Below are 26,222 nucleotides of genomic sequence, written 5' to 3'. Positions count from 1 at the left end.
CTCTCTTTATGATTGTTGTCGTTGAGATGCCGGCTAGCGCCGGCGTAGTTTAAGCTTTTCGCGGACCTCCTGTGGACCGAGGATGCGGCAACCCATCGCCGTGAGGATGGTCGCCGCGCGCTCGACCAGATCGCCGTTGCGTGCAAGCACGCCCTTTTCCAGCCAGATATTGTCCTCCAGCCCGACACGAACATTGCCGCCGGCCAATGCCGCCTGTGCGACATAGGGCAGTTGCATGCGCCCGATGGAAAACATCGAATAGATCCAGCCCGGGGGGATGTTGTTGACCATCGCCATCAGGCTGTTCAAATCCGCCGGCGCGCCATAGGGAATGCCCATGCAGAGCTGGATCATCACCGGATCATCGATCAGGCCTTCGCCAACGAGCGCCTTGGCGAGCCAGAGGTGGCCGGTGTCGAAAACCTCGATCTCCGGACGCACGCCGGCGGCCTGAATGCGCCGTGCCATCGCCCGCAAGGTTCCGGGTGTGTTGGTCATCACATAGTCCGCTTCCGCGAAATTCATCGTGCCGCAGTCGAGCGTGCAGATTTCCGGCAGCAACTCCTCCACATGGATGAGCCGCTCGGTGGCCCCGACGAGATCGGACTGGGGGGAGAGAGGCAGCGGTGCTTCTGCCGATCCGAGAACGATATCGCCGCCCATGCCTGCAGTGAGGTTCAGGACAACGTCCGTGTCTGCGGCGCGCACGCGCTCCACCACTTCACGATAAAGGGCGGGGTCGCGTGCCGGTGCGCCTGTCTTAGGGTCGCGGACATGGACATGGGCAATGGCCGCGCCCGCCTTGGCAGCCTCGATACAGGCGTCGGCGATCTGCGCGGGCGTAATCGGTACGAGGTGCGATTTGGTGTGGCTCTGTCCGGAGCCGGTAACAGCGCAGGTTATGAAGACATCGCGGTTCATGAAAAACTCCGGGAGGGGACCAATTTCGAGCGGAGTGTGACAGTAATTTTTCTGTCGCGATGTGCAAAAAACGCGCTAGACTGTGCAAATGTCGCCAAAATCGCCATTTCACCTGACGTTTTTGTTGTTTGAAGGTTTCTCCAACATGGTGCTGGCAAGCGCCATCGAGCCGCTGCGTGCGGCGCGAGACTTGTCAGGGCGACGGCTGTTTTCCTGGCAATTGTGCTCGCTCGACGGCGATGCGATCGCCAGCTCGTCACGCGCGCTGATCGGCGCCGATCTGCCACTCGCCCGTGTGGGTGCGACCGATGCGCTGATCCTCGTGGCGGGATATGGAATGCGCAATCACCTGAACCACGATTCATCCGCCGCGGTCAGGCGCATGGCCCGCGGCCTGCCGATGGTTGGCGGTCTCGATACAGGTGCATGGCTCCTCGCGCAGATGGGCCTTCTCGGCGGGCGCCGGGCAACCATTCACTGGATGGAGAGACAGGAACTCGCCGAGAATTTCCCCGAGCTTGAGGTCATCGATGCGCCCTATGTCGTCGATGGAAACATCGTGACGTGCGGCGATGCGCAAAGCGTTCTGAGCTGGTCGCTCGATCTTATCGGAACATACGCCGACGAAGCGCTGCGCTTCGATGTTGCAAACATGTTCGGGCGCGTCGAGAGCCTTGATGAGAGGGCAACGGCACACGGCCTTGCCGGTCGACTGAGCGATCAGCGGCTCCCCATCGCCTTGCAACGCGCAATCATCTCCATGCGACAAACGGCGGAACAGCCACTGAGATTGCCGGATATTGCCGAACGTGTTGCGCTCTCGACACGCGGGATGGACCGCCTGTTTCACACCTATCTCGGTGTGCCGGCAGGAGAGTACTATCGCCAGATCAGACTATCGCACGCCCGCGCCCTGGCGCTTGAGACGAACCTTTCCCTCTACGAAATCGCTTCCCGGACCGGTTTTTCGTCGCCGTCGACCCTGGCGCGTGCCTATCGCATCAAATTCGGCGAAACGCTCCGCCAGAGGAAAGCCGGCGATACGTCGAGTTCCACAAGCCGGTTCTAGCCGAGGCAAAGCTGCACGAGGTTTGCAGGAGGCGGATGACTGTGCCTGGCATTGAAGCGATCATCTCGTTCACCGATGTCTCGACGGTCGATATCTCAACAGGTCTCGTCATCCTCGAACGGTCGGAGGGATGTTGGGTCTTACATTCGTACTGAATTGTCCGACGAAGGGAGCCGGTTCAGCCAAGTCTCTCTACGCGGGAATGCGATAGTGCGAAAGCCGCTCTACGAGGCCGCTCAGTCGATGATGAAGCGCGTGGCGAAATTGGTGCCGGTTGAAGGCAGGGGCAATGAAAATTGCCAGGCGACACGGCAGTAAGAAGGCAGAAGTCGCATCGGCACGCCGTCGACCATGCATCGGATGCTGTACAGATTAGTCCTCATGGGAGGGTTAAACGCCGGTCCCGGAGAGAAGCACGGGCCCCGAAAAGAGGTTGAATGCTAGACGAACTGGACGCGGGCTCTAGGTGTATCCCTGGTGGAGAGACGGTTTCGGGACCGAATGGGCCAACAGGAGACATCGCTGGCATCGCGAACCTCTTTTGTTCTGCGAGGTTGCAAAAGTCAGGAAAACAATTGCCGCTTTCCTCGGGATTTCCGCGACACGAAATCCTCTTTGAAAGCCGCTCTTGACATTGACACGAGGCTTATTCGCGTTGCGTGTTATCGTTTTTCATGAAAATGCGCATCAGTCATCATTTTTCACGGACAAGAATCGAATTTCATGCGACTTGGTCGGCAGAAGCCTTTTTCATCGATCGGGCACGGTTGACCGATTTCGTCGAATATGATCCGGCCTATGCCATCAAGTTCACGATCCTGCGCCTGCGCCCGAGCGGTAGCACCGGCGACGCCGACGTTTTCGGGGCGCAGCAATATGCTCCCTTCCTTGACATCGACGTCAGGGGAACCTGATCCGGAAGCTGCCCGGGCCCACCTCTGCCTCCCGCGGTCCGGCTGCGGGAGGTTCTTCGCATGTCCGTTTCATACAAGGCTTGCTTCGTAGAGCGGTGGTCGAGGGCCTCGCTGGGAAGACGGCAACGGCGGAGTGGAGTGATCGTCCGGCTGCGCTGATGGGCCGACCGACTACCTCTCCCGATCGCCGGGTGAAGACCGAGCTCCTAGTCCTTCAGTGCCACACCCTGTTTGTCGAAGACGTGGACCCTGTCGCCGAGGGGCTGCATCGCCACGATATCGCCTGCAGCAACGTTGCATTCGTTCGGAACCGCCAGTGTGATCGGATCGCTCGCCCCTTCTGCGTTTATATAGGCGTAGGTCTGCGCCCCAAGGCGTTCGATCAGTTCGACCCTCCCGCGAATGCCGCCCTCCTCGGGCGAAAGGATCGTCAGGTGCTCGGGCCTGATGCCGGCTGTGACGGGACCTGAAGCGTTGAAGCGGCGTGAACGCGTGACGGCCGTTCCGAGAATGGTCAGCTCTCCGCCTTCCAGGGCAGCCGGCAGGAAGTTCATCGATGGGGCACCGATGAAGCCGGCGACAAACATGTTCGCGGGGTGCTCGTAGAGCTCCATCGGCGCACCGACCTGCTCGATTTTGCCCTTGTTGAAAACGACGATGCGGTCGGCGAGCGTCATGGCCTCTGTCTGGTCGTGCGTCACGTAGATCATCGTGGCGCCGAGGCGAACGTGAAGGCGGGCGATCTCGAGCCGCATCTGGACCCGCAGCGCCGCGTCGAGATTGGACAGCGGCTCGTCGAAAAGGAAGATCTTCGGCTGGCGGATGATCGCCCGGCCGATCGCGACGCGCTGGCGCTGTCCGCCGGAGAGCTCACGCGGAAGGCGCGCGAGAAGGTGGCCGATCTGCAGGGTCCTGGCGACATCATCCACCCGGCGGGAAATCGCTTCCTGTGCGAGCCCTGAGAGCTTGAGGCCGAACCCGATGTTTTCCGCGACCGTCATGTGGGGGAAAAGCGCATAGGACTGGAAGACCATGGCGATCTCGCGCTTGGCCGGTGCGGTCGTGGTCACGTCCCGCCCAGCAATGCCGATTGCCCCGTCCGTGACGTCCTCAAGGCCCGCAATCATGCGCAACATCGTCGATTTGCCACAGCCCGAGGGACCGACGAAGACGACGAACTCTCCTGTCTGAACATCGAGATCGACCCCGCGGATGACCTCCAGGGCCCCATAGGATTTGCGGATCGCGCGAAGTGAAAGCTGTGTCATGATCAACCCTTTACCGCGCCCATGGTCATGCCCTTGATGAAGTAGCGCTGGAAAAACAGAAAGACGAGAAGCGTGGGCAGGCTGGCCACAAGCGAGAGAGCGCCCTGAACGCCCCAGGCAACGGCGTACTGACCCTTGAGATTGACAATGCCGATCATGATCGTCCGCTTGTCGTCGGACTGGGTGAAGATCAACGGCCAGAGGAAATCGTTCCAGATCCAGGTGAACTGCAGGGTCGCCAGCACCGCAAGCGCCGGCAGGCTGAGCGGCAGCACGACGCGGGTCAGTACCTGCCACTCGCTTGCGCCTTCCAGGATTGCCGCCTCGCGCAGCGCCGTCGGAACGGTCGCGAAGAAGTTGCGCATCAGAAGCGTGCAGATCGGGATGCCGAGTGCGGTGTGGACAATGAAGACCGGCCAGAGCGTATCGATCAGACCCATACCGTTGAACAGCCGGAAGAGCGGCACGAGAATGACCTGCGGCGGGAAGAACATGCCGGCCACGAGCACGAGGAACAGCATGTTGGAGCCGCGAAAGGGCAGCTTGGCGAACACATAGCCGGCCAGAACGCCGAGCGCTGTCGACGTCAGGGTGCCTGGTACCGTGACCAGGAGCGTGTTTAGGAAATAGCGATGCACAGCGGGGTTCGACAGCACCTCGACGAAATTGCCGAGATAGAAACTCGTCGGGAACGACCACAGGCTGCCGAGCGCGATTTCGCGCGTCGTCTTGACCGACGCGAGCAGCACGCCGAGCGTTGGCAGGAGGAAGAGGATCGCCAATGCCAGCAGCATGGCGAAGATCGCCCCGCGCCACGGATTGAAACGACGGACGGCGGAGTAATTAGCCATAGATCCGGTCCACCTTCTTCAACTGGCGGAAATAGATGCCGATGATGGTGAGCGCGATCAGGAACAGCACGACGGAAATGGCGCTGCCATAGCCCATCAGGTATTTGCGGAAGGACTCGTTGTACATGTGCATGGCAAGCGTATCGGAACTGTTGAACGGGCCGCCGCCGGTCATGATGTAAAGGATGTCGAAACCCTTCAGCGAATTGATCACCGAAAGCGCGATGACGACGACTGTGGAAGGGGTGAGCAATGGCAGGACGACGAAGATGATGCGCTGCCACAGTTTCGCGCCCTCGATCTCGCAGACCTCCAGGAGGTCGTCGGGGATCGCTGTCAGGCCGGCAAGATAGATCACCATGGAAAGGCCGGTCTGCTGCCAGGACCAGGCGAGGATCACCGATCCGAGTGCCGTGTCCGGCTTGGCGAGCCAGGCATAGCGGATCTTTTCGCCGGTGAGACCGGAGAGGACGGTGTTGAGCAGGCCCCAATCGGGCTGGTAGATCCAGATCCAGATCTGTCCGACGATCACGGCCGAGAGGCAGATCGGCAGGTAGAATACCGTCTTGAAGGCGCGCCCGCCCGGCACCTTGCCGTCGAGGAGAAGCGCAAGCGCAAGCCCGCACAGCGTCGGCACGACGATCGCCGCAATCATCCAGATCGTCGTGTTGATCGCCGCATTCATGAACAGCTTGTCGGTGAGGATCCGGGAAAAGTTGTCGATGCCGACGAAGTCGTAGTCGGAACCAAAGCCATTCCAGTTGGTCACGCTGTAGAAGAACGAACTCAACAGCGGCCAGATGACGAAGACGGCGAAAACCGTCAATGGCGGTGCCAGCAGCGCCACGCGCCAGAAGGTATTATGCCGCTCCATCGGTATTCCTTTCCAAAGGACCGCGGCCCGGTTGGGCCGCGGTCCTCGTTCCGTTTGCCCCGGTTTATTGCTTGAATGCAGCCTTGGCATCCGTTGCCACGGCCTTCAAGACCTCGTCCAGCTTGGACGGATCGTCGATGAAGCGCGTGAACATGGAAAGGCCGACCTCGGCGACCGGCGGCGTCGTGGCCAGGTCGTAGTTGAAGGCAAAGGCCTCCGCGTCGGCAACCGTCTTGGCAGCGCTCTGCATGACGCTGTTATAGGTCTTCGGATCGACATTGACGTTTGCCGACAGCGCGCCCTGCGCTTCTGCCCACTTCGCCTGGACATCCGTGTTGGACATCATGAAGGCAAGGAACTTCTCCGCGCCCTCGGGATTGGCGGCATTGGCGGAAATCACCAGACCGTCGACCGGGCCGACGGCGGCATTCGGAATGCCGTCCTTGATCTTCGGGAACGGGAAGAAGTCGTAGTCTTCGCCGGGTTTCAGACCGACGCCGTTCCAGTAGCCGGTGATCCAGGTCCCCATCAGCGTCATGGCCGCATCGCCGCGCGCCACCTTGTCGGCCGCGTCGGTCCAGTCGTCAGCATTGGCGTTTTCGACGAAGAAGCCCTGATCGAGAAGCTCCTTCCACATGGTCATGGCGGCCACAACCTGCGGGTCGTCATAGGAGGCCTCACCCGCCATCAGCTTGGCGCGATAGTCGGGACCGGCCGTCCGCAGCAACAGGTAGTCGAACCAGAACTGGGCCGGCCAGCGGTTCTTCGAGCCGAGCGCGACGGGGGCTATGCCTTTTTCCTTCAGCGTCTTGCAAAGCGCGATGAACTCGTCCCAGGTCGCCGGCGGCGTGGTCATGCCGGCGTCGGCAAGCACCTTCTTGTTATAGAACATGCCGGCATAGTGATAATTGAAGGGCACGAGAAAGCGCTTGCCGTCATAAAGCGTTGCGCTGTCGGCGATCGGCTTGGCGACCACGCTGTCGAAGTTCTCGCTCGCCCACATGCCGTCAATCGCGTGCAGGCTGTTGGACTTGACGATGAAGTCGACACGCGCACCGGCCCAGTAACTGAAGACGTCCGGAAGGCTGTTGCCCGCCGCCCGCACAAGAATGTCCGTCTTGAAATCCTCGTGACCGACCGGGCTTTCCTTGACCTTGATGCCGGACGCCTCTTCGAACTTCGCGACCTGCTCGTTGAAGGCCTTCAGGCCGAGCTCGCCCGTGAAATAGTGGCTGATGGTAATCTCGTTGGACTGCGCGAAGGCGGGACCGGACAGCCCCGCCGCAGACGTCATGAGCGCTGCAAGCATGAGCGAGCGCCGCGTGATGGAAAACATGAAAACCTCCCGTAGAGTTTGCGATTGTTAAACTTATATCCTCGCAAACCCAGAATTTGGCAATTTTGTTGCCGCTGTCAACATAAAAGTATTGCATTTCGCAACAAAACCGGCAATTCATCCGAATACAGGTGCTCATTACTCATTCTGTTGCCATATGCTGTACTTCTGTTTAGCATGGCGCAAATGAATGATGCCCCTGAAGGAGTTTTACCGATGCGCCTCTTGCAATCTCTCACGCGCGGCCTCGAAGCCCTCGATTTCCTCGCGGCAAGCCGCGAACCCGTCCGGCTGACCGATGTTGCCGAAGCGCTGGGCGTCGACAAGTCGAACGCCTCACATCTGATGAAGACCCTCGTCGCCGCCGGCTATGCAAGCCAGGATTCGTCTCGCCGCTACCAGCCGACGGACAAGATCGCCCGCGCTGCGGCAAGCAGCCATTCGCTGATCGACATCGTCTCCGTGAAGGAGGCGTGGCGCCCGGTGCTCGAACAACTCGTTGCCAAGACGGGCGAATGCGCGCACATGGCCGTGCTTGTCGGCAACCGCGTCTGGTACATCGACAAGATCGATTCCTCCCTGCCGCTCAAGGTGGACCATCCGATCGGGGCGCTTGCGCCGCTCTATTGCACGGCACTCGGCAAGGCTTTTCTTGCCTTCGGCAACGCCCAGGTCGAAGGGCCCTTTCCGTCGTTCACGCCGCGTACCCTGACCACCCGCCGCGCGCTCGACGACGAGATCGCAAGGACCCGGGCACGGGGCTACTCCATCGACAACGAGGAATTCGCGCCGGGCATCCGCTGCGTCGCACGCCCCGTCTATGACCAGCATGGCCGCATGATCGCCGCCATCGGCGTTTCCGGCCCTTCGGTCCGCATTACCGACGAGCGGCTTGCGGAGCTCGGCCGCATCGTCACCTCCGTTTCCATACCTGCATCACAGAAAGGCCCATTGCATGAGCACCAACCCGATTAGGGTCGCCGTCGTCGGCACCGGTCGCATCTCCGATCTTCACGCGATCGAGTATCTTCAGAACCCGTCGAGCCAGATCGTCGCGCTATGCGATCGGGATGCCGCCCTCGCCGGGGAAAAGGCAAGGCAGTGGGGGATCGAGAACGTGGCCATCGAGACCGATCTCGATGCCGTTCTGGCTAGGCCCGACGTCGACCTCGTGGAAATCCTCCTGCCGCATCATCTGCATCTTGGCGCCGCGCTGAAGGCGATGCAGGCCGGCAAGATCATTTCCCTGCAGAAGCCGATGTGCGTATCGCTGGAAGAGGCAGACCAGCTCGTTGCTGCCGCCGAGGCCTATGACCGGCCGGTCAAGATCTTCGAGAACTTCATCTTCTATCCGCCCGTCCTCAAGGCGCGTGACTTGATCGACCAGGGCGCGATCGGCACGCCTCTGTCCATCCGCATCAAGTCCAATCCGGCGCGCAGCGCCACGGCCTGGGATGTGCCGGCGGCGGCGAACGCCTGGCGCCAGAAGCACGATCAGGCCGGCGGCGGCCCCCTGGTCTTCGACGACGGGCACCACAAGTTCGCGCTCGCCTGGCATTTCATGGGCGAACCGGACGAGGTGCACGCCTTCATCGGCGACACCGAAGGTCCAGGCGGCATCCGTTTCGATGCCCAGTCGCAAATCTCCTTCCGCTTTCCCGGTAATCGCATTGGTAATCTCGAGATCGTCTATTCGCCCGAAATGGAACTGGCGACGCGACACTATGCGCAGGATGATCGCGTCGAGATCACCGGCACCAAGGGCGTCATCTGGATCAATGGCGGGCACGGACGGCTTGCCGACAGCCCACCGGTCGTGCTCTACAGCGACGCCAGGCTCACCGAATTCCGCGACATTCCGACCGGTTGGGAGCAGAGCTTCGTTCTGTCGACCCGACACTATCTCGACGCGATCCAAACCGGCGGCGCGCCCGTGCTGACGCCGCGTCAGGCCCGGCAAATCCTTCGCTTTGCCCTCGCCGCCGAGGAATCGGCTCGCATCGGCCGTCCGGTGGATCTCAGAAACGGGAGATCCGAATGACCCGTCCGACCTTTCCCGATGGGCCGACGCATACGGCTGCCGACCGCGCCGCTTGGCTGAATGCCGCCGGGGGCCTGAGGGCAGCGATCGATGCCGGCCGCCTCACCATACCCGTGACCATTCCATTGGTAGAAGCGCTGGTCATCGGCCTGATGCGCCAGGGCGTGACCAAATATCTGGCGATCTTCGGCCATGGCAGCACGGCACTTGCCGATATCCTTGATGCCTATGAGGCCGAAGGCCTGGTGCGCTGCTGGCAGTTCCGCAACGAGGTGGAAATGGCGCATGCCGGCACGGCCCTCTCCTGGGTTTATGGCGAAGTCGGCGCAGTCGTCACCTCGATCGGGCCGGGCGCTTTCCAGGCCATGGCCGCATCCCTTGCCGCCGCCTCCAACGGTGTCGGCCTCTATCACCTCTACGGTGACGAGACGACCCAGGGCGAAGGCTACAACATGCAGCAGGTGCCGAAACCGGCACAGGGCGTCTTTGCCCAGATCACCTCCCTTATGGGAAGCGCCTATACGCTGCATACGCCGGGCGCGCTGCGGGATGGATTGCGCAAGGGCGCGACATGCGTCTTCCACCCGTGGCGGCCCGGTCCCTTCTACATGAACCTGCCGCTCAATACCCAGCCGGCACCGGTCACCCTTCGCCTCGACGCATTGCCGGACCGCCCGGTATTTCCGGCGCTCGCGCCCGCGGACGACCACCCGCTGCGCACAGCCGCGGACAGCATCGAGAATTGTGCAAAGGTGGCAATCAAGCTCGGGGGCGGCAGTCGCATGGCCGCGCAATCCGTGCGGCAACTGGCCGAGGCGGCCGGAGCCCTCGTCGTCACCAGCCCCGGCGCCAGCGGCGTGATGCCGGCCGACCATCCGCAGGCCATGTGTGTCGGAGGCTCCAAGGGCTCGATCAGCGGCAACTGGGCGATGGACGAAGCCGAACTCCTCATCGTCATCGGCAGCCGCGCGGTCTGCCAGGCCGATTGCTCCGGCATCGGCTGGCCCAAGGTTCGCCAGGTCATCAACATCAACGCCGATCCGATCGATGTGCAGCACTACAACAATACGATTGCGCTCACGGGCGACGCGTCGATCGTTGCGGGACGGCTCGCCGCCATGCTCTCCGGCCGCAGGACCGATCCCGGCAAGGCGGAATGGCTGAAGGCCGGCCGTGCCAAGCGTGCGGAATGGGACGGGTTTCTCGCCCGGCAGACCTCCTCGCCGCCGCTCTACGATGCCGTCTGGCAAAGGCCGGTCATGACCCAGCCGCGGGTCATCCGGCTTGCCGCCGAATTCTGCCGCCGGCACGGCGCGCTGAAGTTCTTCGATGCCGGCGACGTGCAGGCGAACGGCTTCCAGATCGTCGAGGACCAGGCACCGTTCGAAACCTTCACCGAGACCGGCGCGTCCTACATGGGCTTTGCCGTCAGCGCGCTTCTGGCCGCCGGGATTGCCGACAAGGGACGCTATGGCGTCGCCTTCACCGGCGACGGCTCCTTCATGATGAACCCGCAAGTGCTGATCGACGGCGTCGAGCACGGCGTGCATGGCACGATCCTGCTCCTCGACAACCGGCGCATGGCGGCGATCAGCCACCTCCAGCACGCGCAATACGGCCGCGACTTCCGCACCAATGACGGCGTCGCCGTCGACTATGTGAGGCTTGCAAGTGCGGTCAGCGGCGTGCGTGCCTTGTCCGGCGGCGAGGATGAGGCGAGCCTGATGGCAGCGCTCGAGGAGGCGCGTTCCTGGCCGGGCCTCAGCCTCGTCCATGTGCCTGTCTATTTCGGCGAAGACCCGGCCGTGGGCCTCGGTGCCTATGGTCAGTGGAATGTCGGCAACTGGGTCGATGACGTCCAGCGACAGTATGCCCGCACCCTGATTTGAGAGAACGACCATGTATGAAGAATTCGGACTGCTGATCGACGGTCAATGGCGCGGCTCGTACAGCGGGCAGACCCGGCCGGTCATCGATCCCGTTGATGAGGAAATCATCGGCCACCTGCCTTCGGCCGATGCCGCGGACCTCGACGATGTGCTCGCGGCGCTTGCCCGCGAGGCCCCGCGCTGGGGCAAGGTCTCCGGCTGGGAACGCAGCGCCCTTCTCCGCCGCATCGCCGCCGAAATGCGCGCCGTCTCCGACCGTGCAGTGCGTGACATGAGTTCGGAAACCGGAAAGCCGATCGCGGAGGCTGCCGGCGAATGGAATGCCGCCATCGATCAGTTCGACTGGTATGCCGACGAGGCGCGCCGCATCTTCGGCCATGTGCTGGATGGCCGGGACCCCGGCGTGCGCCTCAATGTCCGCTTCGATCCGGTCGGCCCGGTGGCGGCCTTCACCGCCTGGAACTTTCCGGCCCTGCTTCCGGCCCGCAAGATCGCCGCCTCGCTCGCAGCCGGTTGCCCCGTCGTGGTCAAGCCATCAGAGGAAGCGCCCTCCAGCACACTCCACATCGCTTCCGCTGCCATCAGGGCCGGGCTTCCGGCCGGTGTGCTCAACGTGGTCAGCGGCAGGTCCTCCGATATTTCCGCCCACCTGATCGCCTCGCCCGTCATTCGCAAGGTGTCGCTGACCGGCTCCGTACCGGTCGGCAAGCTGATCCTCCGGCAATGCGCCGAAACGGTGAAGAAGGTCTCGATGGAACTCGGCGGTCATGCGCCGGTGCTGGTTCTGGAAGATGCCGACCCGGTTGCGGCCGCCACCGCCTGCGCCCGCGCCAAATTCCGCAATGCCGGCCAGGTCTGCATTTCGCCGAGCCGTTTCTACGTCCACCAGTCGATCTACGAGCCCTTCGCCCGCACCATGGCTGATTTCGCCAACGGCCTGAAGATTGGCCGCGGCAGCGACGACGGCATCGAGATGGGGCCGATGGCCAATGCCCGCGGCCGCGAGCGTATCGTTGAAATGGTTTCAGACGCGCTCGGAAAAGGCGCGACTCTGATTGCTGGCGGAGAGATCCCGTCGGATCGCAATCGCGGCTTCTTCTATCGGCCGACGGTCCTTGGCGACGTGCCGGACAACGCCACCGTGATGAGCGAGGAGCCGTTCGGGCCGGTCGCCCCGATCGCCCGCTTCACCGACCTCGACGATGCGGTGAGGCGTGCCAATGACGTGCCCTTCGGACTTGCCGGGTATGTGTTCTCACGCTCGCTCGAGGGTGCGAACAAGGCGGCGGAGGCGCTCGAAGTCGGCATGGTCGGCGTCAACGACATGCTGCTGGCCGCCGCCGAAATTCCCTTCGGCGGCATCAAGGAGAGCGGCATGGGGCGCGAAGGCGGCCAGCTGGGAATCTTCGACTATCTCGAAGCCAAGTACATCAAGATGCGGTTCGCGTGAGGAGCAGGCCATGAGCGAGGACGACAAGACCACCAACAAGGCAAAGGGCTTTGCGCGCGGCCTGACGAACTACGGCGACCGCGACTTCAGCATCTATCTGCGCCGCTCCTTTGCCAGCTCGATGGGCTACAGCCGCCAGATGCTCGACCGGCCGATTGTCGGCATCGCCCATTCAGCAAGCGGCTTCAACAATTGTCACCGCCACTTTCCCGAGATGATCGAGGCGGTGAAGCGGGGCGTGCTGGCCGCGGGCGCCCTGCCGGTCGAGTTTCCGACGATTTCGCTTGGCGAGGTTTTCCTTAGCCCGACCAGCCTCAAGTTCCGCAATCTGATGTCCATGGATGTCGAGGAGATGGTCCGCGCCCAGCCGATGGATTCGGTAGTTCTGCTCGGCGGGTGCGACAAGACGGTTCCCGCCCAGCTGATGGGAGCGGCCTCCGCCGGCCTGCCGTCGATCCAACTCGTCGCCGGGCCCATGTCCACCAGCCGCCATCGCGGCGAACGTCTCGGCGCCTGCACCGACTGCCGCCGTTTCTGGCAGCGATACCGTGCCGGCGACGTGGATGACCAGGGGATTAACGAGGTCGAGAAGCGCCTTGCCTCGACAAGCGGGACCTGCGCGGTGATGGGTACCGCCAGCACCATGGCCTCGCTTGCCGAGGCGATCGGCATGATGCCGGCTGGCTCGGCCGCCATACCGGCCGTCGATGCCGATCGCCTGCGCATGGCCGAGGAGACCGGTCGCATCGCCGTATCGCTGATCGGCACGGAGAAAACTCCGAAAACCATTATAACGGAAGAGGCTCTGGAGAACGGCCTGCGCGTCCTGATGGCAATCGGCGGCTCGACCAACGCAATCATTCACCTGGCAGCCATCGCCGGCCGCCTCGGGCTGAAGATCGATCTCAAGCGCATGAACGAGATCAGCGACACGACACCGGTGCTCGTCGACCTCAAGCCGACCGGCAGTGCCTACATGGAGGACCTCCACGCCGCGGGCGGCATTCCCGCCGTCATGCGCGAATTGCGGCATCTGCTGCATCTCGACTGCGAGACGATCACCGGGGAGACGATCGGCGACCGGATCGAGGCTGCAGATCCCTGGGTGGATCGAAACGTCATCCGGCCGATCGACGCACCTGTGCGCGAGAATGGCGGGCTGCTCGCCGTTTTCCTCAACATGGCTCCGCGCGGCGCCATCATCAAGCGCTCGGCGGCAGACCCGAACCTCTTTGAAAAGACTGGCCGGGCCGTCGTCTTCACGTCGCTGGAAGATCTGGCTGCCCGCATCGACGATCCCGATCTCGACGTGATGGCAGACGACTTCCTCGTGCTCCAGAATGCCGGTCCGCTCAGTGATGCCGCCATGCCGGAGGCGGGCTATATCCCGATCCCGGCAAAGCTCGCGCGTGCCGGCGTCAGGGACATGGTCCGCATTTCCGACGCTCGCATGAGCGGCACCGCTTATGGAACGATCGTGCTTCATGTCGCACCGGACGCCGCGTCGGGCGGGCCGATCGGCCTTGTCCGCAACGGCGACCGGATCGCTCTCAGCGTCAAGGACCATGCGATCCGTCTCCTCGTATCCGAAGAAGAACTGGACAAGAGGCGGGTCGAGCGGAAGATCGAGAAACGGCCGGCACCGCGCGGTTACGATATGCTCTATCGCGATCATGTCCTCCAGGCGGACGAAGGCTGCGACTTCGACTTCCTCCGAAATTCGGGGGACGGCATCATTCGATGATCCAGGGCGATGAAGCTGCGGAAAAGATTGCCGGCAATTGCGTTGCCGTCACGCGGAACGCGCTACGCTTCCGGCTCGTCGGAGAGAAGCGCGATGATGGCGCAGGCATCGACGAACGTCAGCTTTCCCATAATTCGTCGAACGCTTCGCGCGGAAGCGGGTGTCTCGCTGCGGCGCTGAGCTCGACTCCATGCTGTTCGCGCAGCCGGGCTGCGGTCTGCAGCGGGGTCTCTGCGTGACGGCGACGTTCGATCGCCTCCTTCATGGCAATCACGATCGCATCGGTAATGCTGACGCCGGCCATATGCGCGAACTTGCGCGTGAGCGCGTCGGCTTCCGGATTGTTGACGTTGATCGGCATGGGTTACTCCATGTAGATAGATTTGAGAAATACTGAAGATCGCCTTGCGCCTAATCGCAAGATTCATGCAACGAGCGACGAAGAACGTCGCACGATCGGATGGAACGCAGCTCACCGTTCCAGCCTACCATCGAAGCCTATTGCCGCGACGACGATACGGCGATCTTGCTCTGCAGGTAAGAACCAAATAGCCGCCTTGTCCCGCCGGAAAAACCGGATCCCCGGATGAATGTCGGACCGCAGAGCCCCTATATAAGGCGTCTCGCAAGTCGATCGATCTCGAGGTGCAATTTGCAGGTACGCTCAGCGGCTCGCTCCAGAGCTTCGCTGGCCGTGTCCCCGATTGCGATATATGCGTCGAACAGATGATCAAAGAAAAGCTCAACGTCGCCTACTGCATCTGCGGAATGTTCAAGAGCCCGTACGAACCGACCGCCGCTTCCGTTCGATGATGCCCGCGACGCGTCTTTCCATTTCCGTCGCCGGTATCATGGAGCCCTTCAAGCGCCGCTCGATCAATGCGCGAAGCGCTTCCGTTTCGACGGCCTCAGCATCGATTTTTTGGCGAAGCAGTTCCAGACCCTCCTGAAGAACGGAACTCATGCTTGAGTACCGGCCGCTGTCCACGAGCGAACGGGCAAAGGCGTCCTGCTGGTCACTCAGCGAGATCGACGATTTTACACTCATTACCTCTCTCCTCTGAATCAACTTTGCCACTCGGTAGCACCCATTGTCGATCCGCCTGAATGGTTCGTGACTGCGGCGACGTCATCGAACGAGGTCAGGTCGTCGAACGCGACGGACAGCCCCGGCGGACGCCTGCCCGACACCTACGAGCAGGCGGCCAATCAGGCGATCGTCCGCACCCTTAGGCTCGACACCGGCACGCCGCTGACTGTGACCGACACCCTGCGTACGGCCGCTGGCCACCGGTTAATCGGCTCTCGTTGGCTGAAAGATCCCCCTGCTCCGGCCATGCGAGGGCATGTCGGGATGCGATCGCCAGAGGTCAGGGATTCGGTCGCGACGGTATAACCGCCGACCCGGCCGACGCCCTCAGGGTCAGGGGGATCAATGCGAACGCGCCTGCACCCGCCAGCCCCGCTGCCGTGACGACCCAAAGCGCGCCGTGTACGCCGATTCCTGCCATCGATATCGACATCATGACCGGCGCAACGGCCGACGTCATTTGTTTGGCCGTCATGCACCATCCCATCCTGCGGCCGTAGCCTTTGCGTCCGAAGAGTTCGAGAGGCAAGGTTCCGCCGACAATGCTCGTCAGGCCGGACCCAAGTCCCATGCAGACGGCGAAGATCACCGCTCCCGCGAACCATGGCGTGGTGGAAAGGAGTATCACGATCCCGATCGGCACCAACACGGCCGCGATGACTGCGAGCCAGGTCTGGGAGAGACCCCCGCCGAACAACAGGTTTATCAGGCGACTAGCGACCTGCGCAGGGCCGAACAGCGATGCGATCAGAAGTCCAGCCGCCCCGAAGCCCAGCGCTTGCGTCAGCGGCACCATATGGACCAGCATGGCCGAGAGTGCGTATCCTTCGATAGCAAAGCCCAGGAGCATCAGGAGGAAGGTCAGCTTTCCGTTCCCTGCCGGGCTCGTCGGCTCTTCAGAGGAAGCCGCACGCGCCGCGACCACGGCGCCGGACGTAAGGCGGGCAATGCCGAGATGCACGGGAAGACAGACCAGAACATGCATTGCCGCATAGAGCAGAAGGACTTCCTGCCAGGACATCCGAGCATGCAGCCATGTCGTCAGCGGCCAGAATAGGGACGATGCGAATCCCGCGATCAACGTGAGATGCACGATGGATGTCTGTGCCCTTCGTCCTCCCGCCTGTACGATCGCCGTGAAGGCGGTCGAATAGAGGACGCCTGTGGCGACGACCTGCGTCATCGTGAGCGCAAGAGCGAAGCTTACAGGCCCGCTCGAAAGCGCAGCCAGGACCAGGGTGAGCGCCGCCCCGCACGAGCCGGCGGCCATCACCCTCCCCGCGCCCCATCGGTCGGCAAGCTTGCCGGACATCGGGGCCGCGAAGGCTCCGATGAGCAGAGCGACGGAGAACATCCCGTAGACCCTTTGTTCCGACACCGCGAGATCGCGCGCGATGTCGGGGACGAGAATGCTCAGGCAATAATAGAGCGTGCCGTAGCCGATGACCTGTGTTGCGCCCAGTCCGGCAAGCGCCCGGACTGGCAGTTTTACATCGGATATTCTCACAGGCTTTCGACCACCGTCTCCAACGAAGGCTTCGGGCCGCAGCCGCAGCCTGCCTTGTCCTCGTCCTTCGCCACCGCATCTGCCACGCAGCATGCGTCTTCGCGCGCTGTCGACGGTCCGCCGCAGCAGACGGACGACACGGCTGACTTGACGCCGGCGGAACAGACGCCCGTTTCCGGAAGTACCAGTTCCACGCGCCGGGCTGCCTCGTGGTCGCCCACGATCTCCGCGACAATGGAGCGAACCTGCTCATAGCCGGTCTTCATCAGGAACGTGGGCGCGCGTCCGTAGGATTTCATGCCGACAATGTAGAAGTCCTTTTCGGGATGGGAAAGCTCCTCGACGCCGTGCGGCGGGACAGTGCCGCACGAATGCAGGTTCGGGTCGATGAGCGGGGCAAGCGCCGGCGGCGCCTCGATCGTGGGATCGATCTCGATGCGGAGTTCGCGAAGGAAGTCGAAGGTCGGCCGAAACCCGGTCGCCACCACGATTTTGTCCACGACCAGCCGGATCTCCCGTCCTCCGGCCGTCGCAAGCACCGTCACATGCTCTCCATCCTCTTGAATGGCACGGCCGGCAAATCCCGTCAGGATGTTGAGCCTGCCCTCGTCCATGGCCTTCTTGGCAGCGAGCCCGAGGGCGCCGCGTTCGGGGAGCTGGTCGTTCAGGCCGCCGCCGAGCAGACGGTCGACGCCGTCTTGACGGAGTGCCCAGAAGATTTCCGTTCCCGGGGCGACCTGCTGGAGCTCCATGAGCGCGAGCGCCGTGTTGATCGCCGAGTGGCCGCTGCCAACGACGAGGGTTCGTTTTCCGGCGAACTCGCTGCGGCGTGCCCCGGTGACATCCGGAATGCCGTAAGAGACCCTGGGCGATCGGCACTCCCCGGGAACGGGGAGCCCGTCCACACCCATCGGGTTCGGCTGGTTCCACGTGCCGGAGGCGTCAATGACGGCGCGGACAGCCACCTCCCGCTCGATGTCACCGTCGAGGTATCGCACGACAAATGCGGCCGCGTCCCGCCCGCGTGAGGTCGCCTTGTCCAGTCCCTTTCGCGTTATCGCCGTCACCGTTGCGCCCAGCCTGAGGCCCCGGCGAATGGCAGCGACTCTCGACAGAGGCACGAGATAATCCTCGACGATTTCCTTTCCATTCGGCAGATCGTCCTGGTCGGGGGCTTTCCAATCTTCAGCGTCGAGAAGGCGGCGGGCGGCCTCATCGACATTGTATCGCCACGGGGAGAAGACCCGGACATGGCCCCATTCCAGCAGAGAAGCGCCGACAGAGCCGCCCTTCTCGAAAACGACGGGCTCGATGCCTCGTTCGACGAGGCGTGCTGCCGCCGCAAGCCCGACGGGTCCCGCACCTATGACCGCCACAGGAAGCCCCGATTTGTCAGACACCTCGCTCTCCCTTTCTGTATTTCTAGAAGGATCGAATTCCTGAGATAAAAAAAGAGGCGTCACGCCGCCTCTTCCTTCTGCTCGCCGCAACATTTCTCGTCCGCGCAGCACTCGTCCACGAGGAAGCCGATCAGCGACTGCATGGTCGGATAGTCCGCCCGGCAGATCAGCGTCGTCGCCTGTCTCTCCTGTGAGGCCAGGCCCGCCTCCACCAGCCGCTTGAGGTGGTGAGACAAGGTCGACGCCGGGATGCCGACGCGCTCCTGGAGATGACCGACGGCGATGCCGTCGCGCCCCGCCCTGACGAGCGTCCGGTAGATGTTCAGCCGGGAGGGATTGCCAAGCGCTTCCAGCTGCGACGCGGCTCTTTCGATAATCATGGAAATAGGCTACGCAGCCCGACAGGTGCTGTCAACAGCTATTTCCATGGTCGTGGAATAGACCACTCGAGCGGCCGGATCCTCGCGACCGAGGCGATGAAGACCGCAACCATGGACGCATCGGAAAGCGCGTCGCATTGAAATATGAAGTTGGCCTCGGTCAACGCACCTCAGCCTTAACAGGAGGCGCGGACCTGCGGCGATTGGATGGGCAACATCTGTGGGCATTTCTCCAACAATACCCGGTAAGGGAAATTGAAGTAGTTTGGATTGAAGCGGTTAGCGCGGATTTGCCTGAACCGTTCGAAAGGGCGGTCGTGCCGCCCCGACAACAAACCGGCAGGGGCCATGCACCCACTGCCGCTTTGCACGACGCTGTGGTTTTGCAGCCCTCAGACCTTTGGAAAAAGGTCTTTATCCTCGACGGCCTTTTGTGCCAACAGCAGGCTGCAGCCAAGGCTGTCGCTCAGCTCGGCAGCAACCGACCGGCTCAGCCAACGAGTCCAAAACCCGTGGCGATGGTGTCCGACAACGACGAGATCCACCACTGTCTCAGCAGCCACCTTGCTGATGCTCGCGACAGGGTCACCGAACTCCATCCGAATGCGGGGTGCGAGTCCCATGGCTGTGAGCCTTTGTCGTCCCTCGTCCAGGATCGACCGCAACTCATCTTGCTGATGGCTCAGTACGCTGGCATCCGCCGCTTGCGCCAAAGCATTTCCCGACACGGTCTCAACGACAGCCAAAAGAGTCACCCCGGCACCCGTGATCTGGGCGAGCCGCGCCCCTTCACGGAGCGCCAACCGCCCTTCTCGTGAACCGTCGTAGCAGAGCAGGATGTTGGTGTACATCAGGGGGCTCCCCGTCCTCGAAATGGTGCTTGCCATATAATTTTCTCTACATTAATTAGGTAGCTAGTTATTTTCAAGTTACCTTGTGGCGAGGATTGATGGCTGGTGCCCCGGACCTGAACGAGTCCTTCACCCGATCACTGGCGATGGTGTCGCGTCAGTGGACGAGGCACGTCGATCTGCAGTTTCGTGAACTTGGCTTGTCACAGGCTCGCTGGAGAGTGCTTTTTGAACTCTCTCGGCACCAGGATGTGACGCAGATTGAACTGGCCCATTCGCTTGGGATCGAAGGGGCTACCCTGGTGCGCCTGCTGGACAGGCTGGAAGCCGTCGGCCTTGTGGAGCGCCATCCCTGTGAAGACGACCGGCGGGCCAAGAGGCTGCGCCTGACCGATGGCGCCAAGCCCCTGATTGACAAGATGAAGAAGATTGCAGCCGACAGCAGGGCTGAACTCCTCGCGGAAGTATCACCCGAGGACCTGCGAACCGCCACCCGGGTCCTGAGCCAGATCGAGGCCCGGCTTGGATTGTGGAGAAGTGAGCAGAATGGATAGCATGAAGGCGAATAATCCCGATATCGGCAACGCTCCTTCCGATCGGGCAGAAGATTTCTCCCCACCCAGGCGCAGCCGGGTGAAATGGTTCAAACTGCTTATTATCGGGCTTTTGGTTGGAAGCGTCGTCTGGCTGAGTGCACCTTGGCTACGCGCGCGGTTCACGCAAATCCACATTGATGACGCCCGGATCGCGGCCAACATCGTGACGATATCAAGCGAGGTTGCCGGACGTGTGACGGCCTTGCCCGTTGTTGTCGGCGATTCTGTCGCTGCAGGCGACATGCTTGCCGCTATCGATCGGGAATCGTCAGAGCCGCAACTGTCGGCGGTTCTTTCAAAGCTCGCAAGCACCGACGCACAATTGGCCGAGACCAGGACGCGCAAGGTAATGCTTGAGAAGCAACTCGCCGCACGGCGCGAAGCCGCCGTAGCCAGCATTGCGGTGGCCAACGCGAACCATGAAGCAGCATTGGCCGCTCTCAGGAACGCTCAGAGCCGACACGACCGGGTGACCAAACTCGCTGGGCAAAACGTCTCGTCGCAGCAGAATCTGGAAGACGCGCGTGCGGCCATGGACGCGTCGGTACAACAGGAACGTGCGGCCCGCGCCGCGATCGAGAGCGCAAGAGCCGATCTGGCGATCGTTGAGGCGGACGCCGCGCAGATGGATGTGCTGGACTCTCAAATCGCTTCGGCTCTGGCCGGGCGGACGGGAGCCGAGGCGGAACGCAGTCTGAAGGAGATCGACCTCGCTCACCGTACGATCAGTGCGGCCTTCTCAGGTATCATCGATGCCACTTTCGCTGATGTCGGCGAATACGTGACACCGGGAACGCGGCTGGTGATGTATCATGCCCCTGATGAGGTATGGATCGATGCCAACGTCAAGGAGACCAGTTTCGGCAGCATCCAGGTGGGATCGAAGGCTCGCATCACCGTCGACGCCTTCCCTGGCCGGAACTTTGAGGGCAAGGTGATCGCAATGGGCGGCGCGGCGACCAGCCAGCTGGCGCTTCTGCCAAGCCCAAATCCATCTGGTAACTTCACGANCAATCGCGTGGCTTGCGCCGCTTCTTGACCGGCTCCGCCGTCAAAATCTCAAACGCTCGAGGCTGATTCACCGTGCCGCTCATAGGATTCCCCGCATGATTCATGCGAAAAATGCCCTCTCGGCACGCTCAAAGATACGTGGGGTGGCCTACGCGCTTACTGTGTACATCAGCGGCTCCTGTCCTCGAAATGGTGCTTGCGAGATAATGTGCTCTACATTAATTAGGTGGCTAGTTATTTTCAAGCTACCATATGGTGAGGATCGATGGCTGCTGCCCCGGATCTGAATGAGTCCTTTACCCGTTCACTGGCGACGGTGTCGCGTCAGTGGACGAGGCATGTCGATCTGCAGTTTCGTGAACTCGGCTTGTCACAGGCTCGCTGGAGAGTGCTTTTTGAACTCTCCAGACGTCAGGATGTGACGCAGATTGAATTGGCTCATTCGCTCGGGATCGAAGGGGCCACCCTGGTGCGTCTGCTGGACAGGCTGGAGGCCGACGGACTTGTGGAGCGCCAACCGTGTGAGGAGGATCGGCGGGCCAAAAAGCTGCACCTGACCGACGGCACCAAGCCACTGATAGACAAGATGAGGAAGATTGCAGCTGCCAGCCGGGCTGAACTCCTCGCGGACGTGTGTCCCGACGATCTGCGAACCGCCACCCGGGTCCTGGGCCAGATTGAGGCCCGGCTTGAACTGTTGAGAAGTGACCAGAATGGATAACATGAAGACGAACAATCCCCATATCGGCAATCCTCCATCCGATCGGGTAGAAGATTTCTCCCCACCCAGGCGCAGCCGGGTGAAATGGCTCAAACTGCTTATTATCGGGGTTCTGGTCGGAGGCACCATCTGGTTGAGCGCACCTTGGCTACGGGCGCGGTTCACGCAAATCCACATCGATGACGCCAGGATCGCTGCCAACATCGTGACGGTATCAAGCGAGGTCGCCGGACGTGTGACGGCCTTACCGATCGTTGTCGGCGATTCTGTCAACGCGGGCGATATGCTCGCCACCATCGATCGGGAGTCCTCCGAACCCCAGCTTTCGGCGGTTCTTTCGAAGCTTGATGCAACAGACGCACAACTGGCTGAGATCAGAACGCGCAAGATGATGCTTGAGAAGCAACTTGCTGCACGTCGTGAAGCCGCGGCAGCCAGCATTGCGGCTGCCAATGCGAACCATGAAGCAGCATTGGCCGCTTTCAGGAACGCACAGAGTCGACACGACCGGGTGACCAAACTGGCTGGTCAAAACGTCTCCTCGCAGCAAAATCTCGAAGATGCCCGTGCGACGCTTGACGCGGCTGTGCAACAGGAACGTGCGGCCGCCGCCGCGATCGAGAGCGCAAGAGCCGATCTGGCCATTGTTGAGGCGGACGCAGCGCAGATGGATGTGTTGGACTCCCAGGTCGCTTCGGTACTGGCCGGACGGTCAGGAACTGAGGCGGAGCGCAGTCTCATGGAGATCGACCTTGCAAACCGCACGATCAGCGCTGCCTTCCCCGGTATTGTCGATGCCACTTTCGTTGATGTCGGCGAATATGTGACACCGGGAACGCGGCTGGTTATGTATCATGCCCCTGATGAGGTTNTCGACCTCGCTCACCGTACGATCAGTGCGGCCTTCTCAGGTATCATCGATGCCACTTTCGCTGATGTCGGCGAATACGTGACACCGGGAACGCGGCTGGTGATGTATCATGCCCCTGATGAGGTATGGATCGATGCCAACGTCAAGGAGACCAGTTTCGGCAGCATCCAGGTGGGATCGAAGGCTCGCATCACCGTCGACGCCTTCCCTGGCCGGAACTTTGAGGGCAAGGTGATCGCAATGGGCGGCGCGGCGACCAGCCAGCTGGCGCTTCTGCCAAGCCCAAATCCATCTGGTAACTTCACGAAAGTCACCCAGCGCCTGCCGCTCCGGATCTCCATCAATCCCGAAGAGGTGCAACTGCGTCCCGGCATGATGGTCGAGGTCTATATCGATGTCGCAGATTGACCGCTATTTCGAGCACCACGGCCCTGCCTACAAATGGTATGCGACCGGGACGATCATGGTTGCGACCATTTCCGTGGTGCTATCCACCACGATCGTGAATGTCGCAATTCCAGCTGTCATGGGTGCATTCGGGATCAGCTCGGTTCAGGCGCAATGGATTTCGACCGGCTTTCTGGCAGCCATGACGGCGACGATGCTCCTTGCTGATTGGGCGGATCGTGCGTTTGGCATGCGGCTGACCATGAACGTGTCGATGGCGATCTTTCTTTTTGGTTCGGTTGTCGGGGGATTGGCGCCGAATGAAACGATCCTAACCCTTGCACGCGTCGTGCAGGGCGCGGCGGCCGGCATCGTGCAGCCCCTGGCGATGATCATGCTATTCAAGGTTTTCCCGCCCGACAAACGCGGAGCCGCAATGGGAATTTACGGCGTGGGCGTCGTTCTTGCCCCGGCGCTCGGACCTTGGATCGGCGGCGTGCTTATGGACGCGTTNAAAGTCACCCAGCGCCTGCCGCTCCGGATCTCCATCAATCCCGAAGGGGTGCAACTGCGTCCTGGCATGATGGTCGAGGTCTATGTCGATGTCGCAGATTGACCGCTATTTCGAACGCCATGGCCCTGCCTACAAATGGTATGCGACGGGGACGATCATGGTTGCGACCATTTCCGTTGTGCTGTCCACCACGATCGTAAATGTCGCTATCCCTGCTGTCATGGGCGCATTCGGGATCAGCTCGGTTCAGGCACAATGGATATCGACCGGCTTTCTCGCAGCCATGACGGCGACAATGCTTCTTGCGGACTGGGCCGATCGTGCATTTGGCATGAGGCTGACCATGAACGCGTCGATGGCGGTCTTTCTTCTCGGTTCAATTGTCGGAGGACTGGCGCCGAATGAGACCATTTTAACCCTCGCGCGCGTTGTGCAGGGTGCGGCGGCCGGCATCGTGCAGCCGCTGGCGATGATCATGCTGTTCAGGGTTTTCCCCCCCGACAAGCGCGGCGCCGCGATGGGGATTTATGGCGTGGGCGTCGTTCTTGCCCCGGCGCTCGGGCCGTGGATTGGCGGCGTGCTTATGGACGCCTTCAACTGGCGGTTCGTTTTCTATCTCGGCCTGCCCTTTGCGGGCATCGCCATCCTCCTGTCGAACCTCTTTCTTCCGGGACGGGAGGAGAGGGGACCCCTGCCCGCCTTCGATTTCGTCGGCATCGCAATCTTGTCCGTTTTTCTCGCTGTCCTGCTTAGCACGCTGTCGAACGCGCAGCGTCTGGGATGGGATTCGAATACGATTCTGCTGGGGTTCGTCGTTTCATTAGCTGCGGCATTGGCTTTTGTCGCATGGGAGGCGCACACANAACTGGCGGTTCGTCTTTTATCTGGGCCTGCCCTTTGCGGGCATTGCCATACTTCTTTCGAACCTCTTTCTTCCCGGCCGGGAGGAAAAAGGCCCCTTGCCGGCGTTCGATTTCGTTGGAGTTGCCATCCTCTCCGTCTTTCTCGCTGTCCTGCTGAGCACGCTGTCGAGCGCGCAGCGTCTGGGATGGGATTCCAATACGATTTTGCTTGGGTTCGTCGTTTCGATAGTGGCCGCTTTGGCTTTCATCGGATGGGAAATGCACACGAAAAAGCCCATGCTGGACATGCGGCTCTTCGCCAATTTCGCCTTTTCCTCCGCCTCCCTCGTCTCCTTCATCATGGGAGCCGGCCTCTTCGGCTCGACCTACCTCCTGCCNTTAGCTGCGGCATTGGCTTTTGTCGCATGGGAGGCGCACACAAAAAAGCCCATGCTGGACATGCGGCTCTTCGCCAATTTCGCCTTTTCCTCGGCCTCGCTCGTCTCCTTCATCATGGGAGCGGGCCTCTTCGGCTCGACCTACCTCCTGCCGGTCTTTGTGCAGCAGATCCAGGGAATGACCCCGACGGAGGCAGGCCTTCTGCTGATGCCGTCAGGATTTGCCATGCTCTTCGTCTTCCCGGTCGCCGGCCGATTGTCCGACAGGGTGGCGCCTGCGATCATGATCGGGGTCGGGATGGCGATCTTCGCCTGGTCCTCGTGGCTCATGTCCGCATCGGATGTCAACACAGCCTTCTGGACGCTGGCATGGTGGACCGTGATCTCGCGCGTCGGATTGGGCCTCGTGTTCCCGGCGATCTCGTCCGGGTCGTTGAAGGTCCTGCCGCGCCATCTTCTCGGCCAGGGATCCGGGACGGTCAACTTTATCCGGCAGCTCGGTGGCGCCTTCGGCGTGAACCTGCTGACAGTGTTTATCGAGCGGCGCACGATTATGCACGCCGATGCGTTCGCAGCGACGCAGACCAGCGACAATTCTACCACCACGGAGTTCCTACGCCAGGTGGCTGGTCTGGTGCAGGCATCCGGACTACCGGAGAGCCAGCTTTTGCCTACGGCGGCCTCCTTTCTGGGGCAGAGCGTGGTGGCTCAGGCAACGAATGCCGCATTCCAGGACGGCTTCCTTGTTGTCTTTGGGATATTCCTTCTCGCATTATTACCGACCTGGTTCATGTGGCGCGCCAAACCACCTACGTCCCCATAACGGAAAACATCTGTTTTCCGCCGCAGCAAGAATCCCTTAGGACGTAAACTCATAAAATCGTTTGGTGTTTTCGCGTGTCGGGATTCAAGGCTTCCGAATAAGGGAGCCTCCATGACGCGTCGCCGCTACGAACTCACCGATCACGAATGGTCGATCCTGTCGCCGTTGTTGCCCAACAAACCCCGCAGCGTTCCCCGCGCCGATGACCGGCGGGTGCCAAATGGCATCCTTTGGCGGTTCCAGAAGGATGCGGCGGAGCCGGGACCGGCGCAAACCAGAGCGAAGGCCGCGGCCGCCATCCGGTTTCGGATAGCTACGGAGACCACCCGACCCGCCAACTACGCTGTAAGGGCCGCTTCTGACGGAAAAATTTGGGCAAACGGCTGTTTCGAGCCGTTTCAGCGGTCGAAGTCCCGATAGGTTGCGAATGTGTAGAGCGACAATCTGGATGAGATCAGCGCGACAATCTGGATG

The 26,222-nt window shown here is 61.6% G+C and carries 24 protein-coding genes and 3 pseudogenes; 15 read left to right on the top strand and 12 right to left on the bottom strand.

Features of this window, described 5'->3' with window-relative positions; translation table 11 throughout:
* Positions 1-33: 33 nt before the first annotated feature.
* Entirely contained in the window at positions 34-921 is an 888-nt protein-coding gene (locus ACM6UT_RS12000) for a beta-keto acid cleavage family enzyme (protein ID WP_416797577.1), read from the bottom strand.
* Between the two features lie 124 nt (positions 922-1,045).
* Between ACM6UT_RS12000 and ACM6UT_RS11995 the strand changes: the two genes are divergently transcribed.
* Positions 1,046-1,990, top strand: a complete 945-nt coding sequence (locus ACM6UT_RS11995; protein WP_416797576.1) for a GlxA family transcriptional regulator — start codon at positions 1,046-1,048, stop codon at positions 1,988-1,990.
* Positions 1,991-2,664: 674 nt separating this feature from the next.
* Positions 2,665-2,904 carry a DUF4387 family protein gene (locus tag ACM6UT_RS11990; protein WP_416797575.1) on the top strand — a complete coding sequence of 80 codons (240 nt, stop codon included), beginning with the start codon at positions 2,665-2,667 and terminating at the stop codon, positions 2,902-2,904.
* A 206-nt stretch (positions 2,905-3,110) separates the two neighbouring features.
* Here the strand turns inward: ACM6UT_RS11990 and ACM6UT_RS11985 are convergent, their stop codons facing one another.
* The 4 genes from ACM6UT_RS11985 to ACM6UT_RS11970 all read right to left on the bottom strand — a co-directional run bounded on the left by ACM6UT_RS11985 (position 3,111) and on the right by ACM6UT_RS11970 (position 7,233).
* Positions 3,111-4,172 (bottom strand): ABC transporter ATP-binding protein, encoded by a 1,062-nt coding sequence (locus ACM6UT_RS11985; RefSeq protein ID WP_416797574.1) that lies wholly within the window; start codon positions 4,170-4,172, stop codon positions 3,111-3,113.
* Positions 4,173-4,174: 2 nt separating this feature from the next.
* Positions 4,175-5,023: a carbohydrate ABC transporter permease gene (locus ACM6UT_RS11980; protein ID WP_416797573.1), complete on the bottom strand. Its 849-nt coding sequence runs from the start codon at positions 5,021-5,023 to the stop codon at positions 4,175-4,177.
* Positions 5,016-5,897, bottom strand: coding sequence for a carbohydrate ABC transporter permease (locus ACM6UT_RS11975; protein ID WP_416797572.1), 882 nt, complete (start codon positions 5,895-5,897; stop codon positions 5,016-5,018). The genes ACM6UT_RS11980 and ACM6UT_RS11975 overlap by 8 nt, the downstream gene beginning before the upstream one ends.
* A 64-nt stretch (positions 5,898-5,961) precedes the next feature.
* Positions 5,962-7,233: an ABC transporter substrate-binding protein gene (locus tag ACM6UT_RS11970; RefSeq protein WP_416797571.1), complete on the bottom strand. Its 1,272-nt coding sequence runs from the start codon at positions 7,231-7,233 to the stop codon at positions 5,962-5,964.
* A 216-nt stretch (positions 7,234-7,449) separates the two neighbouring features.
* On the opposite strand from ACM6UT_RS11970, the gene ACM6UT_RS11965 reads away from it, so the two are divergent.
* The 5 genes from ACM6UT_RS11965 to ACM6UT_RS11945 are packed head-to-tail and all read left to right on the top strand — an operon-like array spanning position 7,450 to position 14,357.
* Positions 7,450-8,208 carry an IclR family transcriptional regulator gene (locus ACM6UT_RS11965; protein WP_416797570.1) on the top strand — a complete coding sequence of 253 codons (759 nt, stop codon included), beginning with the start codon at positions 7,450-7,452 and terminating at the stop codon, positions 8,206-8,208.
* Positions 8,189-9,274, top strand: a complete 1,086-nt coding sequence (locus ACM6UT_RS11960) for a Gfo/Idh/MocA family protein (protein ID WP_416797569.1) — start codon at positions 8,189-8,191, stop codon at positions 9,272-9,274. Before ACM6UT_RS11965 ends, ACM6UT_RS11960 begins: the two co-directional genes overlap by 20 nt.
* Positions 9,271-11,163, top strand: a complete 1,893-nt coding sequence (locus ACM6UT_RS11955) for a thiamine pyrophosphate-dependent enzyme (RefSeq protein WP_416797568.1) — start codon at positions 9,271-9,273, stop codon at positions 11,161-11,163. The genes ACM6UT_RS11960 and ACM6UT_RS11955 overlap by 4 nt, the downstream gene beginning before the upstream one ends.
* Positions 11,164-11,173: 10 nt before the next feature.
* The gene (locus tag ACM6UT_RS11950; RefSeq protein WP_416797567.1) at positions 11,174-12,613 is read left to right on the top strand and encodes an NAD-dependent succinate-semialdehyde dehydrogenase; all 1,440 of its coding nucleotides are present in this window, start codon (positions 11,174-11,176) and stop codon (positions 12,611-12,613) included.
* Positions 12,614-12,623: 10 nt separating this feature from the next.
* Positions 12,624-14,357, top strand: a complete 1,734-nt coding sequence (locus tag ACM6UT_RS11945) for a dihydroxy-acid dehydratase (protein ID WP_416797566.1) — start codon at positions 12,624-12,626, stop codon at positions 14,355-14,357.
* A gap of 118 nt (positions 14,358-14,475) precedes the next feature.
* Here ACM6UT_RS11945 and ACM6UT_RS11940 read toward each other — a convergent pair whose 3' ends face one another.
* The 7 genes and pseudogenes from ACM6UT_RS11940 to ACM6UT_RS11910 all read right to left on the bottom strand — a co-directional run bounded on the left by ACM6UT_RS11940 (position 14,476) and on the right by ACM6UT_RS11910 (position 19,585).
* On the bottom strand, positions 14,476-14,718 hold the full coding sequence (locus ACM6UT_RS11940) for a type II toxin-antitoxin system VapB family antitoxin (RefSeq protein ID WP_416797565.1): 243 nt from the start codon (positions 14,716-14,718) through the stop codon (positions 14,476-14,478).
* A 111-nt stretch (positions 14,719-14,829) separates the two neighbouring features.
* Positions 14,830-15,083: pseudogene (locus ACM6UT_RS11935) on the bottom strand (type II toxin-antitoxin system RelE/ParE family toxin).
* A gap of 46 nt (positions 15,084-15,129) precedes the next feature.
* Positions 15,130-15,405, bottom strand: a complete 276-nt coding sequence (locus tag ACM6UT_RS11930; RefSeq protein WP_416797564.1) for a ribbon-helix-helix domain-containing protein — start codon at positions 15,403-15,405, stop codon at positions 15,130-15,132.
* A 322-nt stretch (positions 15,406-15,727) separates the two neighbouring features.
* Entirely contained in the window at positions 15,728-16,954 is a 1,227-nt protein-coding gene (gene arsK / locus ACM6UT_RS11925; RefSeq protein WP_416797563.1) for an arsenite efflux MFS transporter ArsK, read from the bottom strand.
* Complete coding sequence (locus tag ACM6UT_RS11920) at positions 16,951-18,354, bottom strand: FAD-dependent oxidoreductase (RefSeq protein WP_416797562.1); 1,404 nt, start codon at positions 18,352-18,354, stop codon at positions 16,951-16,953. Before ACM6UT_RS11920 ends, arsK begins: the two co-directional genes overlap by 4 nt.
* 59 nt (positions 18,355-18,413) lie before the next feature.
* Complete coding sequence (locus tag ACM6UT_RS11915; protein WP_416797561.1) at positions 18,414-18,734, bottom strand: ArsR/SmtB family transcription factor; 321 nt, start codon at positions 18,732-18,734, stop codon at positions 18,414-18,416.
* Positions 18,735-19,126: 392 nt separating this feature from the next.
* Positions 19,127-19,585, bottom strand: a complete 459-nt coding sequence (locus ACM6UT_RS11910) for a universal stress protein (RefSeq protein ID WP_416797560.1) — start codon at positions 19,583-19,585, stop codon at positions 19,127-19,129.
* Positions 19,586-19,683: 98 nt separating this feature from the next.
* Here ACM6UT_RS11910 and ACM6UT_RS11905 point away from each other — a divergent pair, with 98 nt between their 5' ends.
* The 8 genes and pseudogenes from ACM6UT_RS11905 to ACM6UT_RS11870 form a co-directional block, all read left to right on the top strand.
* Complete coding sequence (locus tag ACM6UT_RS11905; protein WP_416797559.1) at positions 19,684-20,139, top strand: MarR family winged helix-turn-helix transcriptional regulator; 456 nt, start codon at positions 19,684-19,686, stop codon at positions 20,137-20,139.
* On the top strand, positions 20,132-21,220 hold the full coding sequence (locus ACM6UT_RS11900) for an HlyD family secretion protein (protein WP_416797558.1): 1,089 nt from the start codon (positions 20,132-20,134) through the stop codon (positions 21,218-21,220). Before ACM6UT_RS11905 ends, ACM6UT_RS11900 begins: the two co-directional genes overlap by 8 nt.
* A gap of 237 nt (positions 21,221-21,457) precedes the next feature.
* The gene (locus ACM6UT_RS11895; RefSeq protein WP_416797557.1) at positions 21,458-21,913 is read left to right on the top strand and encodes a MarR family winged helix-turn-helix transcriptional regulator; all 456 of its coding nucleotides are present in this window, start codon (positions 21,458-21,460) and stop codon (positions 21,911-21,913) included.
* Positions 21,906-23,192, top strand: coding sequence for an HlyD family secretion protein (locus ACM6UT_RS11890; protein WP_416797556.1), 1,287 nt, complete (start codon positions 21,906-21,908; stop codon positions 23,190-23,192). The genes ACM6UT_RS11895 and ACM6UT_RS11890 overlap by 8 nt, the downstream gene beginning before the upstream one ends.
* Positions 23,179-23,787, top strand: a complete 609-nt coding sequence (locus ACM6UT_RS11885) for an MFS transporter (RefSeq protein WP_416797555.1) — start codon at positions 23,179-23,181, stop codon at positions 23,785-23,787. The genes ACM6UT_RS11890 and ACM6UT_RS11885 overlap by 14 nt, the downstream gene beginning before the upstream one ends.
* Positions 23,768-24,520 (top strand): annotated as a pseudogene (locus ACM6UT_RS11880) (MFS transporter); the annotation flags it as partial. The gene ACM6UT_RS11885 and the pseudogene ACM6UT_RS11880, both read left to right, overlap by 20 nt.
* Before the next feature lie 286 nt (positions 24,521-24,806).
* Positions 24,807-25,748 (top strand): MFS transporter, encoded by a 942-nt coding sequence (locus tag ACM6UT_RS11875; protein WP_416797554.1) that lies wholly within the window; start codon positions 24,807-24,809, stop codon positions 25,746-25,748.
* Positions 25,749-25,859: 111 nt separating this feature from the next.
* Positions 25,860-25,991, top strand: a pseudogene (locus ACM6UT_RS11870) (IS5/IS1182 family transposase); the annotation flags it as partial.
* Positions 25,992-26,222: the final 231 nt, after the last annotated feature.

This window comes from Ciceribacter azotifigens, from assembly GCF_048159625.1.
In the GTDB taxonomy this organism is placed as follows: Bacteria; Pseudomonadota; Alphaproteobacteria; order Rhizobiales; family Rhizobiaceae; genus Allorhizobium; species Allorhizobium azotifigens.
The sequence above is the reverse complement of the archived record's forward strand: the minus strand, read 5'-3'. Positions and strand labels throughout refer to the sequence as shown.

What these genes read in the sequence shown, in the direction of transcription:
- ACM6UT_RS12000 (WP_416797577.1), bottom strand. Translation starts at nt 921, where the DNA reads ATGAACCGCGATGTCTTCATAACCTGCGCTGTTACCGGCTCCGGACAG.
- ACM6UT_RS11990 (WP_416797575.1), top strand. Translation starts at nt 2,665, where the DNA reads ATGAAAATGCGCATCAGTCATCATTTTTCACGGACAAGAATCGAATTT.
- ACM6UT_RS11985 (WP_416797574.1), bottom strand. Translation starts at nt 4,172, where the DNA reads ATGACACAGCTTTCACTTCGCGCGATCCGCAAATCCTATGGGGCCCTG.
- ACM6UT_RS11980 (WP_416797573.1), bottom strand. Translation starts at nt 5,023, where the DNA reads ATGGCTAATTACTCCGCCGTCCGTCGTTTCAATCCGTGGCGCGGGGCG.
- ACM6UT_RS11975 (WP_416797572.1), bottom strand. Translation starts at nt 5,897, where the DNA reads ATGGAGCGGCATAATACCTTCTGGCGCGTGGCGCTGCTGGCACCGCCA.
- ACM6UT_RS11970 (WP_416797571.1), bottom strand. Translation starts at nt 7,233, where the DNA reads ATGTTTTCCATCACGCGGCGCTCGCTCATGCTTGCAGCGCTCATGACG.
- ACM6UT_RS11965 (WP_416797570.1), top strand. Translation starts at nt 7,450, where the DNA reads ATGCGCCTCTTGCAATCTCTCACGCGCGGCCTCGAAGCCCTCGATTTC.
- ACM6UT_RS11960 (WP_416797569.1), top strand. Translation starts at nt 8,189, where the DNA reads ATGAGCACCAACCCGATTAGGGTCGCCGTCGTCGGCACCGGTCGCATC.
- ACM6UT_RS11955 (WP_416797568.1), top strand. Translation starts at nt 9,271, where the DNA reads ATGACCCGTCCGACCTTTCCCGATGGGCCGACGCATACGGCTGCCGAC.
- ACM6UT_RS11950 (WP_416797567.1), top strand. Translation starts at nt 11,174, where the DNA reads ATGTATGAAGAATTCGGACTGCTGATCGACGGTCAATGGCGCGGCTCG.
- ACM6UT_RS11945 (WP_416797566.1), top strand. Translation starts at nt 12,624, where the DNA reads ATGAGCGAGGACGACAAGACCACCAACAAGGCAAAGGGCTTTGCGCGC.
- ACM6UT_RS11940 (WP_416797565.1), bottom strand. Translation starts at nt 14,718, where the DNA reads ATGCCGATCAACGTCAACAATCCGGAAGCCGACGCGCTCACGCGCAAG.
- ACM6UT_RS11930 (WP_416797564.1), bottom strand. Translation starts at nt 15,405, where the DNA reads ATGAGTGTAAAATCGTCGATCTCGCTGAGTGACCAGCAGGACGCCTTT.
- ACM6UT_RS11915 (WP_416797561.1), bottom strand. Translation starts at nt 18,734, where the DNA reads ATGATTATCGAAAGAGCCGCGTCGCAGCTGGAAGCGCTTGGCAATCCC.
- ACM6UT_RS11910 (WP_416797560.1), bottom strand. Translation starts at nt 19,585, where the DNA reads ATGTACACCAACATCCTGCTCTGCTACGACGGTTCACGAGAAGGGCGG.
- ACM6UT_RS11905 (WP_416797559.1), top strand. Translation starts at nt 19,684, where the DNA reads ATGGCTGGTGCCCCGGACCTGAACGAGTCCTTCACCCGATCACTGGCG.
- ACM6UT_RS11895 (WP_416797557.1), top strand. Translation starts at nt 21,458, where the DNA reads ATGGCTGCTGCCCCGGATCTGAATGAGTCCTTTACCCGTTCACTGGCG.